At 41.0% G+C, this 13,820-nt stretch carries 13 protein-coding genes; 3 read left to right on the plus strand and 10 right to left on the minus strand.

Annotation, left to right across the window (positions count from 1 at the left end):
* Nucleotides 1–92 precede the first annotated feature (92 nt).
* The 3 genes from nth to HDC92_RS18100 form a co-directional block, all read right to left on the minus strand.
* Nucleotides 93–770 (minus strand): endonuclease III, encoded by a 678-nt coding sequence (nth, locus tag HDC92_RS18090; RefSeq protein ID WP_183876556.1) that lies wholly within the window; start codon nucleotides 768–770, stop codon nucleotides 93–95.
* A 102-nt stretch (nucleotides 771–872) separates the two neighbouring features.
* On the minus strand, nucleotides 873–1,064 hold the full coding sequence (locus HDC92_RS18095) for a hypothetical protein (protein ID WP_015809355.1): 192 nt from the start codon (nucleotides 1,062–1,064) through the stop codon (nucleotides 873–875).
* Between the two features lie 133 nt (nucleotides 1,065–1,197).
* Nucleotides 1,198–1,773, minus strand: coding sequence for an RNA polymerase sigma factor (locus HDC92_RS18100; protein WP_015809354.1), 576 nt, complete (start codon nucleotides 1,771–1,773; stop codon nucleotides 1,198–1,200).
* 265 nt (nucleotides 1,774–2,038) lie between these two features.
* On the opposite strand from HDC92_RS18100, the gene uvrA reads away from it, so the two are divergent.
* Both uvrA and HDC92_RS18110 read left to right on the plus strand, forming a co-directional pair.
* Nucleotides 2,039–4,846, plus strand: a complete 2,808-nt coding sequence (gene uvrA / locus HDC92_RS18105; RefSeq protein WP_183876558.1) for an excinuclease ABC subunit UvrA — start codon at nucleotides 2,039–2,041, stop codon at nucleotides 4,844–4,846.
* Nucleotides 4,847–4,931: 85 nt separating this feature from the next.
* The gene (locus HDC92_RS18110; RefSeq protein WP_255484584.1) at nucleotides 4,932–5,513 is read left to right on the plus strand and encodes a LysE family transporter; all 582 of its coding nucleotides are present in this window, start codon (nucleotides 4,932–4,934) and stop codon (nucleotides 5,511–5,513) included.
* A 6-nt stretch (nucleotides 5,514–5,519) separates the two neighbouring features.
* Here the strand turns inward: HDC92_RS18110 and HDC92_RS18115 are convergent, their stop codons facing one another.
* The 7 genes from HDC92_RS18115 to HDC92_RS18145 form a co-directional block, all read right to left on the minus strand.
* Nucleotides 5,520–7,745: a cation:proton antiporter gene (locus tag HDC92_RS18115; RefSeq protein ID WP_015809351.1), complete on the minus strand. Its 2,226-nt coding sequence runs from the start codon at nucleotides 7,743–7,745 to the stop codon at nucleotides 5,520–5,522.
* Nucleotides 7,746–8,229: 484 nt separating this feature from the next.
* On the minus strand, nucleotides 8,230–9,165 hold the full coding sequence (locus HDC92_RS18120) for a bifunctional riboflavin kinase/FAD synthetase (RefSeq protein ID WP_183876560.1): 936 nt from the start codon (nucleotides 9,163–9,165) through the stop codon (nucleotides 8,230–8,232).
* Nucleotides 9,166–9,176: 11 nt separating this feature from the next.
* A complete protein-coding gene (locus HDC92_RS18125) occupies nucleotides 9,177–9,995 on the minus strand; it encodes a YitT family protein (RefSeq protein WP_238326498.1) in 819 nt (272 codons plus the stop codon).
* Between the two features lie 47 nt (nucleotides 9,996–10,042).
* Nucleotides 10,043–10,729, minus strand: a complete 687-nt coding sequence (gene truB / locus HDC92_RS18130; protein ID WP_015809347.1) for a tRNA pseudouridine(55) synthase TruB — start codon at nucleotides 10,727–10,729, stop codon at nucleotides 10,043–10,045.
* Nucleotides 10,726–11,520 carry an undecaprenyl-diphosphate phosphatase gene (locus tag HDC92_RS18135; RefSeq protein ID WP_183876562.1) on the minus strand — a complete coding sequence of 265 codons (795 nt, stop codon included), beginning with the start codon at nucleotides 11,518–11,520 and terminating at the stop codon, nucleotides 10,726–10,728. Before HDC92_RS18135 ends, truB begins: the two co-directional genes overlap by 4 nt.
* Nucleotides 11,521–11,529: 9 nt before the next feature.
* Nucleotides 11,530–11,754: a DUF3098 domain-containing protein gene (locus HDC92_RS18140; protein WP_015809345.1), complete on the minus strand. Its 225-nt coding sequence runs from the start codon at nucleotides 11,752–11,754 to the stop codon at nucleotides 11,530–11,532.
* Nucleotides 11,754–12,632, minus strand: a complete 879-nt coding sequence (locus HDC92_RS18145) for a cell division protein FtsX (RefSeq protein WP_015809344.1) — start codon at nucleotides 12,630–12,632, stop codon at nucleotides 11,754–11,756. The genes HDC92_RS18140 and HDC92_RS18145 overlap by 1 nt, the downstream gene beginning before the upstream one ends.
* A 263-nt stretch (nucleotides 12,633–12,895) precedes the next feature.
* On the opposite strand from HDC92_RS18145, the gene HDC92_RS18150 reads away from it, so the two are divergent.
* Complete coding sequence (locus HDC92_RS18150) at nucleotides 12,896–13,792, plus strand: DUF4886 domain-containing protein (RefSeq protein WP_183876563.1); 897 nt, start codon at nucleotides 12,896–12,898, stop codon at nucleotides 13,790–13,792.
* The last annotated feature ends 28 nt before the right edge of the window (nucleotides 13,793–13,820 follow it).

The following is a 13,820-nucleotide window of genomic DNA, read 5'->3' on the forward strand; positions in this document are numbered from 1 at the left end:
TAGGCTAAACATTAGCTATATGCTTAACTTTAGTGCTAATTATATTAGCAAATATAATGTAATTTAATTTTAAATCAATAAATAAAGTTGTTTTATTTTACCTGACCTGTAATATCACTAATTATTTTAGTTATTTTATTGTTGTTTTGATAATATTTACAAAAATGTGTGATCTCACAAATACTGCATTTAGGTGAGCGTGCTACACATACATATCTGCCATGCAATATTAACCAGTGGTGGGCTATATGGATGGTGTGTTCCGGGAGGTTTTTAACCAGGTCTTTTTCTACTGCTAAGGGGGTTTTTCCATTAGTTAGCCCTATTCTGTTGGCTACCCTGAAAACATGGGTGTCAACGGCCATTGCGGGTGCATTATAAATTACGGAAGCAATCACATTGGCTGTTTTGCGGCCAACTCCGGGCATTTTCTGCAGCTGGTCAACATCCGATGGTACCTCATTGTTAAACTCATGTAACAACATATTGGCCATTCCTACCAGGTGCTTGGCCTTATTATTCGGATAGCTTACACTTCTGATGTAATCAAATACTATATCAGGGGTCGTTTCTGCAAGTGCTTTTGCATCTGGAAAACGCTGGAACAGGGCAGGGGTAACCTGGTTGATGCGCTTGTCGGTACATTGTGCAGATAAAATCACTGCAACCAACAGTTGAAAGGGATTGTTGTAATGTAGTTCTGTTTCAGCATTGGGTTGCCTGGCAGAAAAATGGGCCACAAAAAGCCGGTATCTTTCTTTTTTGAGCATAGGCAAACTTAGATAAATAATATTGTTCTTTCAATGGATGCTGAGGAAATGCTTTGTCATAAAAAAGCTGCCGGTTTCCCGACAGCTTAATTCTTTTTTAAATTACAAGCTTCTTGAGTAAGCCAGGATCCTGGCAATGCTTTCATCTGCCGGGTCTTTTTTCAGCGAATCCAATTGTGTTTTAATATGATCATAAAACATGGCGTCGATTCCTTCAGTTTCATCTGCAGGAGTACCGTCCTGCTTTTGTTGCTGGTAATTTAAGTTGTCAATTGAAGTAAAGGTTTCCATCATAAGCAAATAACGTGTATTGTTTTTTTATTAATAAACGCAATTGCTGTTAATTTATTTTAACCCTAACTATAATTATTTGTAATTTATTTTTTACAAATGAAAAATGCCCTTCTAAGGTGATAATGCTCTTTTATTAAGAGATTTCTTTCACTTTCATCATTTTACGGAGGTTATTCAGTGCATAACGCATCCTCCCAAGTGCGGTATTTATGCTCACCTCCGTCAGGTCTGCAATCTCCTTAAAGCTAAGGTCTGCATAATGGCGCATAATTAAAACCTCTTTCTGATCGTCGGGCAATAAATGGATCATTGTCCTCAGGTCAAAATGGGTCTGTTCCCTCAGCATTTTATCTTCTGCACTTTCTTCATGAAACTGAAGCAGGTTAAAAACGTCTGTGCCGTCGGCACTTGTAATTACCGGGGCCCGTTTTTCACGTCTGAAATAATCTATCACCAGATTGTGTGCAATGCGCATCACCCATGGTAAAAATTTGCCTTCCTCATTGTAGCGCCCGGACCGTAAAGTGTTGATCACTTTTATAAAAGCATCCTGAAATATATCTTCAGCTAAATACTGATCTTTTACCAAAAGATATATAGATGTGTAAATTTTAGACTTGTGTCTTTTCAGAAGTTCTTCCAAAACGGTCTCATCACCATTAAGGTATAACTTAATCAATTCCTGATCACTGTATTGTTGTAATTTCATAGGAGTATCCTTACTAAATTCCCTTGCTGCTTGCTAAAAAATTATTTAGTAGATGTTTTCTTCTATATGAGTTCTCCTATCAGTTTGTTTGTTAGTGGTTTGATTTATCAGTTAATATTTCAAAAGAAGGATTTTTTTATCATAAAACCATATAAAAAGTGTTAAAAAAAATTAAAAGTGGTCTCAGAGCCTTATTTTTGTATTTCCACAAAAAACCAATATTGTGTTATTTGGGTTATATTAGCGTCATTCTATCCGGAAATCAATGAATAAAGAAATCAATAAAGATCCACATACAAACATTATCATAAAAGGTGCCAGAGTTCATAATCTTAAAAATATAGATGTTGCCATACCTAAAAATAAACTGGTGGTGATTACCGGAATGTCGGGCTCGGGCAAGTCTTCGCTGGCTTTCGATACTTTGTATGCAGAGGGGCAGCGCCGCTATGTAGAGAGTTTGTCTTCATATGCCAGGCAGTTTATGGGAAGGATGAACAAGCCCGATGTGGATTATATTAAAGGGATAGCACCGGCAATAGCAATTGAACAAAAAGTGATCACCTCCAACCCGCGCTCCACCATTGGTACTTCAACAGAAATATACGACTATCTGAAACTCCTTTTTTCCAGGATCGGCAAAACCTATTCGCCGCAATCGGGCAAAGTTGTAAAAAGAGATACTGTTACCACTGTTGTTGATTTTATATCTGCACTGGGCAATGAAAGTGTGGTTACCATCTTTTGCCCCTTATTCCCACACAACAACAGGTCCTTAAAAGAAGAGCTGGCGGTGCTTTTACAAAAGGGTTTCCTCAGGGTTTCCTATAAAAAGAAGGTACTTAAAATAGAGGATATCCTGGAAGATAAGGATTTTAAGGATTTTGAACTTAAGGATGAACAAACTGTGCAGATATTGATCGACCGCATTGTAGTCAACCCAGAAGAAGAAACGTTAAGCCGTATTGCCGATTCTGTACAAACTGCATTTTTTGAAGGAAAAGGCGATTGTTATGTAGAACACGAGGGGAAGTCAAACCATTTCTGCGATAGGTTCGAACTGGATGGGATCCGCTTTGAAGAGCCCACGCCTAATTTTTTTAGTTTCAACAATCCTTATGGTGCCTGTAAAAGGTGCGAAGGGTATGGCAGCGTGATCGGTATAGATGAAGATCTGGTGATCCCCGATAAGAGTAAAAGTGTTTACGATAATGCTATTGCACCCTGGCGGGGAGAAAAAATGCGCGAATGGCTGAACAAACTGGTCAGAAATGCCGAGAAATTTGACTTCCCGATCCACCGCCCTTATAGCGAGCTTACAGAAAAGGAACAGAAACTGATCTGGGCAGGCAACAAGTATTTTGGCGGACTGGATGATTTTTTTAAAGAGCTGGAAGAGCAGACCTATAAAATCCAGTACCGGGTAATGCTTTCGAGGTACAGAGGAAAAACCATCTGTCCGGATTGTAAAGGGTCAAGGTTGCGCAAGGATGCTGCCTATGTTAAAATAGAAAATAAATCTATCATGGATGTGGTACTGATGCCATTGGCTACCATACTTGATTTTTTTGAAAACCTGAAACTTTCTGATACAGAGCAAAAGATCTCCAAACGCTTACTGGCCGAGATTGTAAACAGGGTACTGTATCTAAACAATGTGGGCCTGGGCTACCTGACTTTAAACCGTCTTTCCAATACCCTTTCGGGAGGAGAATCGCAACGAATTAATCTGGCCACTTCTTTAGGCAGCAGTCTGGTGGGCTCCATTTACGTGCTGGACGAGCCCAGTATAGGCCTGCATCCCAGGGATACCAATAAGCTGATAGAAGTACTGCAGGCCCTCCGTAATGTGGGCAATACTGTGTTGGTTGTAGAGCATGAAGAAGAAATGATGAAGGCTGCCGATCACATCATTGACATAGGCCCCGAGGCAGGCACGCATGGGGGCAACCTCGTATTCAGTGGTACTTATAAAGAAATTATAAAGGATAAAGACAGTTTAACCGGCCGTTACCTTTCAGGTGCCGAAAAAATAGCCATCCCTGCCAAGCGCAGAGCCTGGAAAGACCATGTTTTAATTAAAGGGGCAAGAGAGAACAACCTTAAAAACATTGATGTAAAAATCCCACTGGGTATATTTACAGTAGTCAGTGGTGTTTCGGGCTCCGGAAAAACCAGTCTGATCAAAAAAATCTTTTATCCTGCCTTGCAAAAAGCGATAGGCAACTATTCCGGTGAGCAGACCGGTGCATGCGATGGTATTTATGGCAATTACGACCTGGTGAGCCAGGTGGAAATGGTAGATCAGAATCCTATTGGCCGTTCGTCCAGGTCAAACCCCGTTACTTATGTTAAGGCATGGGATGATGTAAGGGCCTTGTTTTCGGCCCTGCCCGCCTCAAAAGCTGCAGGTCTGAAACCAGCTGCCTTTTCTTTTAATGTGGAAGGCGGGCGCTGTGATGTTTGCCAGGGAGAAGGAGAGGTGAAGATAGAAATGCAGTTTATGGCCGATATTTACCTGCCCTGCGAAACCTGTGGCGGCAGAAGATTTAAGCAGCAGGTACTGGATGTAACCTACCAGGATAAAAATGTAGCAGATATACTGGACCTGACCATAGAAGAGGCTGTAGCTTTCTTTAGCAATGAGCCTAAAATACTGCATAAACTGCAACCCCTGGTTGATGTTGGCCTGGGCTATGTCCATCTGGGCCAGTCCTCTAATACCCTCTCGGGCGGTGAGGCCCAGCGGATTAAACTGGCTTCCTTTTTAATTAAAGGAAACAATGCCAATAAAACCATGTTCATTTTTGATGAGCCCACCACCGGCCTGCACTTTCACGACATTAAAAAACTGCTGATCGCACTGAACACCCTGATCGAGCAAGGCAATTCTGTCCTGGTGATAGAACACAATATGGACATGATCAAATCAGCTGACTGGGTCATCGACATTGGCCCGGAAGGCGGGGATAAAGGTGGCAATGTTGTTTTTGAAGGTACCCCGGAAGCATTGCTTTCTGCCAGATCATCCTACACGGCCAGGTATTTAAAAGACCATATGAAACCAGCATAAGTTTGTCGAATGTTATGAATCCTATGAAATCATTGTATCTTCGCGCATGCTTTTTTTAACACTCTTTCTGGGAATTGTCTTAAATATGGTCGGTTATATTCCCCCGGGAAACATTAACCTTACAGTGGTTCAGATTACCATTACCAGGGGCATTCGTCAGGCATTGTATTTTATCTTTGCCTTCTCTACTGTAGAAATCCTTTTCACCTTTGGTGTTATGCGTTTTGTACAATGGCTGTCGAGCGAAATTAACCTCGAAAACACCATTGATGTAGTTATGGTATTCATGTTTGGGATATTGGGGGTATTAACCTGGAAGTCCAGAAAAGAAATGCCCAAGGCCGATTATTCTAAAAAGGACAGCATCAGGTATGGCATGTTATTGGGGATTATTAACCCTATGCAAATCCCTTACTGGCTGTTTGTAGGCACTTACCTGATCTCGCATGAATGGATCGATATCGGTTACCTTTCCCTTTCTGTTTTTAGTATTGGCTCGGGCGTTGGCGCCGCACTTGCCCTATACGGTTTTGCGCGTTTTGCCCAGTATATACAGGAAAAGTTTGCCTTAAGCAGCTATATTGTCAACAAAAGTATTGCCCTGCTTTTCTTTGCGCTTTCTGCCTATCACATAGGAAAGATCACGTATATCCACTGGATCAAATAAAAACAATTATTTCAGCAGTTCAGGAACCTTTTTATTGTTCCCAACTATCCAGACAATATCTTCATTTTCAAAAACCATATTCGAATCTGGATTTAATATGCGCTCACCATTGCGTTCTATTCCTACCACCAGGCCCTGTGTAGTTTCCCTGATACCCGAGCTGCGGATGCTTTGTCCGTATACCGGCGAATTTGCATTGATCACAATCTTTTGTAAGGTCATGTCCTTCTTCGGGAAATTGGCCGCTTCTTCATGCTCATCCACACTTCCTTCAAAAAGTTCCTTGATCATGGCCAGCTGTGCATCAGTACCAATCACCAATACCTTATCATTGGGATATAATCTTTCATCGCGCCCAGGTGTAGGAATCATAATCTTGCCACGCTCTATCAGGGCGATATTCACCCCGTATTTTTCCCTGATGGAAAGTTCTATGAGCGTCTGGCCTACCAGTTTAGACTCTGGCGCTACCACCAGCTCAGCAAGGTGGGTATCCCAGGGCAAAATCTCGGGTTGTGCATTTTGGGCTTCTCGGGCATTTAAGTTCAGTAAAAAGCGGCTTTCCAGTCTGTTGTAAAAACCTTGTAGCTTTCTTGAAAAAATCACCATACCCGAAACAATCAGCACAACAGCAATGGTAATGGCCAGCCATGTACTATAAAACTGGAAAATGAGGAAGCCTACAAAGAAAATGGCCAGGGCAATGCGCAAAATCTCCAGTGCAATCAGCGGCCCACGGGTATATTTTTTATTCAGCCACAAATGCGAATAGGCTTTTCTTTCAATCCTTCGTATGGCCAGGGCCCATAAAAAAGGTGTCATAAAAATTAAGGTCACCACCAGGCTAATGATGATACCCTTATTTCCATTGATGATGTTCCCCGTAATAAATGGCTGAAGATACTTAGCTCCCAGAAAAACCAGTGCAATCAGGATAACAGAATGGATAATGGTATTAAAGGTATAGGATTTTAAAAGTATTTTCCAATCGCTCAAAGTAGTAATTCCGGCTGTGCTGGAACTGTATCTGTTTAGGCCCTCTACCCATTTTTTAGGCAGGTTACGCTCTAAAAAGAAATAGAATGGTTCCGAGGCTTTGATCAGGTAGGGGGTGGTGAAGGTTGTAATGGCCGATACTGCCACAGCAATTGGATAAAGAAAATCGCTGGTTACCTTTAAGGTTACCCCCAGGGTAGCAATGATGAAAGAGAATTCACCGATCTGAGCCAGGCTCAGGCCCGTTTGTACCGAAGTTTTAAGCGGCTGACCGGAAAGCAGTGCGCCCATACCCGAGCTTAAAAATTTGCCAAGGATGGTTGCCAGTGTAATGATGAGGATTGGCACCGCATAATCCACCAGGATCCCTGGATCTATCAGCATCCCTACCGAAACAAAAAATATAGCTGCAAATAGATCCTTAACAGATTTGGTCAGGTGCTCTATGCGTTCTGCCTGAGTGGTCTCGGCTAAAATGGAACCCATAATAAAAGCCCCCAGGGCAGGAGAAAATCCGACCTTAACGGCCAGTAATACCATGATCAGGCATAACGCTATCGATACCACCAGCATGGTCTCATCATTCATCAGCTTTTTGGTGGCCTTTAAAAAGGTAGGCACCAGGAATATGCCCCCAATGAACCATAAGACAAGAAAAAAGCATAGTTTTAAAATAGATACCAGCATTTCTGCACCGGCAAACTGCTGGCTTACTGCCAGGGTAGACAACAATACCAATAACAAAATGGCCACCAGGTCTTCTACAATGAGTACTCCGAATACCAGGCCGGCAAACTTTTTGTGTTTTACACCCAGTTCTTCAAAGGCCCTGATGATAATGGTAGTGGAAGATACAGAGAGGATACCCCCTAAAAATATACTGTCCATAGTAGCCCAGCCCATCGCTTTACCGGCTACAAAACCAATAAGCAGCATAAATACCACCTCAACAATTGCGGTAATAGAGGCCGAACCACCCACTTTAACCAGCTTTTTGAAACTGAACTCAAGCCCCAGGCTAAAAAGCAAAAAGATTACACCAATCTCTGCCCAGATGTGGATGCTTTCATTGTCAGTAACAGTTGGAATAAATTTTATATGCGGACCAACAAGTAAACCAGCCAGGATGTAGCCCAAAACCAGTGGCTGCTTAATTCTTTTAAAAAGCAGGGTAGTTATTCCTGCGGCTGCAAGTATCAAACCTAAATCAGTAATCAATACTGGTAAGTGTATCATAAGAAACGTGTATTTTTATTAGGGTATAAATATTATGTCAAAATGGGTTTAGCATAATTGTTTTACCAAAAAACATGTTTGGGGTATAGATGATCAAATATGAAGGAATAACAGCTACTGGTAAAACAACCGTATGTCCTGGTTGTCAGCAATTGATAGTTACCAGGCTTTTGTAGTGTTGCTGAAAACAGGCAACAGCCCAGTCCGGGTTTTTTAACCGTATGCTGTACAAAAGGTAGATCTTCAAAAAGTATCTTTTTAACAGTAGTATGTTGTTTTTTGCTGAATTTGTACAGGTAGGTATCTACAATGACCGTTTTTTTTTGAGGTTTATTTTTTAATGCGCTGTGTGTTTTTCCCAATGCAAATTGCAGGGAAAGCACTTGTATAAAAACGAGCATTATGATACCATAAAAACACCTCATTGCTGTAAATATAGCAAAAAAAGGCCTTTTATCCGAATAATTAAGGCATTAAATTTAAATTACTCCAGTGTGGCAAAGTAAGCGAGGGTATCTTCTTTATCTTTTTGCAATTGTATTTTTAAGGCCTCCAGGCCTGTAAATTTCACATCATGCCTTAAAAATTGCAGAAAGGTCATGGTTATACCCTGGCCATAAATTTCACGGTCAAAATCAAAAATATTGACTTCAATATTACGGGTCATGCCATTAATCGTAGGGCGCTGCCCAATATAGGCCATGCCCTTAAAAGATTGTTCCTCCATGTCCACCGTTACTGCATAAATCCCATCAGAGGGAATCAGTTTATAAGTCTCTTCAATAAAGATGTTGGCTGTTGGAAAACCTATGGTCCTGCCAATTTTATCCCCTTTTATTACTCTGCCGTGTAAAGAAAAATTATAGCCAAGGTATTCCGCGGCCAGGGCAACCTGCCCGTTTAACAGGGCATTGCGTACTTTGGTAGAACTTACGGCCACATCGTTAATGTCCTGTTCCGGTATTACTTCAATCTGATAACTATAGGTCCTGGCCAAGGCCAACAGCTCGGGCATACCGCCTTTTCTGTCTTTCCCAAAACGGTGGTCGTAACCTACAATTAAGTTTTTGATGCCTATGGTATCCACCAAAATGTTTTTAATGTATTCCTCAGCACTCAGGTTAGAAAAATCGCGGGTAAAAGGCGTAATGATCAGATGGTCAACACCCAAAGCGGCCAGTATTTTTGCTTTCTCGTCAATGGTATTGATCATTTTGAGATCCTGGTTTTCAGGGTCAATGATCAGTCGCGGATGCGGAAAAAAAGTAAGGATCACGCTTTCACCACCAGTAGCCCTTGCCAGTTCACACAATCTTTTAATAATTTTCTGATGGCCATAATGTACCCCATCAAAAGTGCCAATGGTAGCAACAGCATTGTTTAATCTTTTAAACTCAGAAAAATGATGGTATATGTTCATTGGTATATGCTTTAATGTAAGGCCTGGCGTTTTACTACCCCGCCTCTGATATCGGCAATCTGCTGTTGTATAACAAATGCATCCGGATCAATTTGCCTGATAGCGGTCTGCAGTTTTCCCATTTCCAGCTTTGTGACCACTGTATATAGAATATCGATATCTTTTTTTATACCGTAGCCACCTTCGCCTTTATATATGGTAACCCCCCTTTTCATCTGGTGGATAATGAATTTTTTAATATTCTCGTTTTTCTCCGAGATCACGGTAACGCCGGTATACTGCTCAATTCCGTTTACAATATAATCAACCGTATTTGAGGCCGATAAATAAGTAAGAATGGCATATAAAGCCTTGTCCATACCTAAAAATATGGCTGCTACCGAAAAAATAAGGATGTTCAGGATGAGGATAATGTTGCCAACGGTAAGGGTGCTTTTTTTACTGATGTACAACGCCAATACTTCGGTGCCATCAATTACACAACCACCGCGCATGGCCAGGCCAATGCCACCACCTAAAAACAATCCACCAAAAAAGGCAATCAGTAAAGGGTCATGGGTAATGGATTTAAAAGGGGCAACGATCAGTAAAATGGCCAGCAAAGCAATCGCAACAGAAGTTTTGATAGCAAAAACTTTACCTATTTGCCTGTAACCCAGAATTACAAAGGGAATATTGATGACCACGATGAGGTAGGAGAGTTTTAGTCCGGTGATGTTGCTGATCAGCAGCGAGATCCCGGTAACCCCACCGTCAATAAAACCACTGGGCAGTAAAAAACTTTTTAATCCAAAACAGGCCGACACAATACCGCATGTAATTAAAAACATGTTTTTGGTAAAGTTCAGTTTTTTAGTTTTGATATACCCCCGCATCTCTATGCTTTTTTCGCTCTAAGGTAATCAACAAGATCATTTACTTCAAGCGCATTTTCCAATAAAAAGTTTCCGCTGCGCGTGCGTACCAGTTTAGACAGGTAGGCGCCATTGTTTAGCTGTTTCCCAAAGTCAGCAACCAACGATCTGATATAGGTGCCCTTACTGCACACTATTCTGAAGTCGATTTCCGGCAGGGCTATCCGGGTAATTTCAAAAGCAGATACTGTAACGTTACGCAAACGCAGTTCTGTTTCTTCCCCCCTGCGCGCTTTTACATAAAGGCGCTCACCGTTTACCTTTACAGCCGAATGGGCAGGCGGGTATTGCTGTATGTCGCCAATAAAAGGCGCTGTAGCAGCATAAATGGCACCCTCAGTAATCCCATCCAATGGAAATTCCTGGTCAACCACCGTTTCCAGATCATAAGATGGGGTAGTGGCCCCAAGCACCATTGTGCCAGTATATTCTTTTTCTTCAGCCTGAAAAGTATCGATCTGTTTGGTCAGTTTTCCGGTACATAAGATCAGCAGGCCGGTGGCCAGCGGATCTAAAGTTCCGGCATGTCCTACCTTTAGCTTTAATGGTTTCAGCGAGTTCCTGATCTTTCCTACCACATCAAAACTGGTCCATTTATAGGGCTTATTGATGAGCAGTAACTCTCCCTCAACAAAATTGAATTCCCTCATATTACGTTTATTTCAACCCCCGAATAATACAGTGCAATTAATACCACACCAATGATTATTCTGTACCAGCCAAAAATACGGAACCCGTGTTTAGATAAAAAGCCTATAAAAGATTTAATGGCAATTATGGCTACAATAAAGGCAATAAGGTTGCCAAAAAGCAGCAGTTTTATATTTTCCGTATTTAAAAGGTGATAACCCTTCAAAAGTTTATAGCCTGTTGCAGCGCACATGGTAGGTACGGCAAGAAAAAATGAAAATTCGGCTGCCGCATGTCTGGTCAGCTTTTGCTGCATACCCCCAATAATGGTGGCTGCACTTCTGCTTAAGCCTGGAAAAACAACTGCCAGTACCTGGAAACACCCAATTTTAAAGGCATTTACATTGCTGATATCTGTTTCTTTATCGATGGTCTGGTTGTTAAAGAACCGGTCTATAAACAACAAAACAATTCCACCGAGCAGTAATACTACTGCTATAAATACGGGATTACCTAAAGTTTCGTCTATAAAATCATTAAGCAGATAGCCAAAAAACAGGGCTGGTATTACAGCAATGATCAGCTTTACATAAAACTGCCACTTGCTAAAATCAAAGAATTTTTTCCAATACAGTACTACCACTGCTAAAATGGCCCCTAGCTGTATGGCTACTTCAAAAAGCTTTACAAAATCATTTTTTCCAATCCCCATAAAGGAACTGGCAATCACCATGTGTCCGGTTGATGAAACAGGTAAAAACTCTGTTAACCCTTCTATTACGGCCAGAATAAAGGCCTGCAAATAATCCATGAAAAGAGCTTATTTCTTTAAAATGGCATACACGCCAAATCCAAACCCGAATAAAACAACCATAGGGGCCAGCAAGGTTTTTCTGAAATCGTAAATATCTGTAGTGCCGATCATCAGGATAAACCCGAGTACCACAATTGCAATGCTGATCAGTAACAACTGGTAATTCTTTTTGCTGAACACCAGTTCATTTTTTGCATCCTGACTTGCAGGAGATGATTTTTTTTCTACCATTATCTGTAAAGGTCGTAAATTTTTAAATTTAAATATCTGCTCACTGCAAATGAAGTGCTGATGGCGGTAATAAAGATCCCCACACCCACCAGGCCCAGCAGGACAATGCCAAATTCGCTGTAGTTTCTCAGGATCACCATTTCAGGAATTTCTTTCTGGGCGTAATAAAGAATGCCCAGCAAAATTAAAATGGCTATAAAAGCTGCAATGAGGCCATGTAATGCAGCAATCAAAATGAAAGGTTTACGTATAAAATTACGGGTGGCACCCACCAGCTGCATGCTTTTGATGAGGAAGCGCTGGGAATAAATGGCCAGCCGGATGGTATTGTTGATCAATGCAATAGAAATGATCAGTAATATAGCAGCAAAGCCCAGGATGATGAGTCCGATCGTATTGATGTTTTTATTTACCATATCAATCAGTGAGCTTTGGTAAATCACTTCTTTTACAATTGGGTTTTTACCAATATTGGCTTTCAGTGCATCAATGCCCTTGTTGTTTGCATAATCTGCCTTTAAATAAACATCAATAGTGGATAGCAATGGATTGTAACCTAAAAAGTTCACAAAGTCTTCTCCTAAATCAGTTGTCAGGTTCCTTGCAGCCATTTCTTTGTTTACATATACTGTACTTTTTATGGCTGGGTTGGCGTTCAGCTCTTTCTGAAAGGCAAGAACTTCTGTCTCTTTCGCGCCTTCATCCACAATAATGTTCAAAACAATATTTTCCTTTACGTAGTTAGAAAGGTTCTTAGCATGCACTAAAATCAACCCGAGCATACCCAGCATCAGTAAAACCAGGGCAATACTGAAAATAGTAGAAATGTATATGGTCTTTGTCTTCTTAGAAGCATCGCTAACTTCAAATTCTTCCATGTAATTTTATTTATGTTCTGCGAAAATAAAAAATATAAGCCACTAAAGTACAAAGCTACAACGTAAAATCGTTTGTTTTTATTTTCTTTCCTGGTTTGAGGTGATGGTTTTCAGGGATATCTTTAATGGATAATCCAATAAATAATGAATTCTGCCTGATTATTTGATTGACCTGAATTTTTTTTTTCGGACTTATTGACTAATATTAGCCCTGGTAAACCACTGAGCTGTTTTAGCTCAACTGAGTATAAAATTATAAATAGATGAAAATTTTAATCAAAACCAAACTTGTTATAGTACTGGCATTAACCATGTGTTTACAACTGAATGCACAGCAGGCCGGCAAAACTTTAAAAGTATTGCTGATTGGCAATAGTTTTTCACAGAATGCCTCGCGTTATTTGCCTCAAATGGCCGAAGAAGCGCATGTAAAATTGGTTTTAGGCAGGGCAGAAATGGGCGGTTGCTCTTTAAAACGCCACTGGGATTCGGTTTTGGTAAATGACATCGATACCAACAGGGGTAAGGCTTATAAAGGTCAATCACTAAGACAGCTGTTGCAATCACAAAAGTGGGATATCGTGACCATGCAGCAATATTCTTTATTGTCTGGTGATGAAGGCACTTACCAGCCCTATGCAACGAAAATTTATGACCTGGTTAAAAAGTATCAGCCAGATGCGAAGGTATTTGTTCATCAAACCTGGGCCTACCGCGCAGATGCAGTAAACTGGGGAATGATAGCTTCAGAAAAACGTGCAGAAAACAATAGAGAAATGTGGGAAAAATCGAGGGCAGCCTATCACCTTATGGCAAAGAACCTCGGTAATTTGCCAATTATCCCATCCGGTGATGCTTTTTATCAGGTTGCCACCGACAGCAAATGGGGTTTTAAAAAAGATACTGCATTTGATTATGCTAACCCTGTTTATCCTGCACTGCCTTCACAGCAAAACTCGATCAATGTAGGCTATAGCTGGGGGAAAGACAAGAAACTACAGTTTGATCCCAATCATGCAAATGAAGCAGGGTGCTATCTGGCAGGTTTGGTATGGTACAAGCATTTGTTGAAGGGAGATCCAACCAAACTGAAGTTTAAACCAGCTGCTGTGTCGGATGAATTTGCCGCATTCCTGAAAGCAACAGCTTCGAAGAATTAAAGTTCCAAAGAGGCCATCTTCAAATTTC

It is taken from the genome of Pedobacter sp. AK017 (genome assembly GCF_014200825.1).
In the GTDB taxonomy this organism is placed as follows: Bacteria; Bacteroidota; Bacteroidia; order Sphingobacteriales; family Sphingobacteriaceae; genus Pedobacter; species Pedobacter heparinus.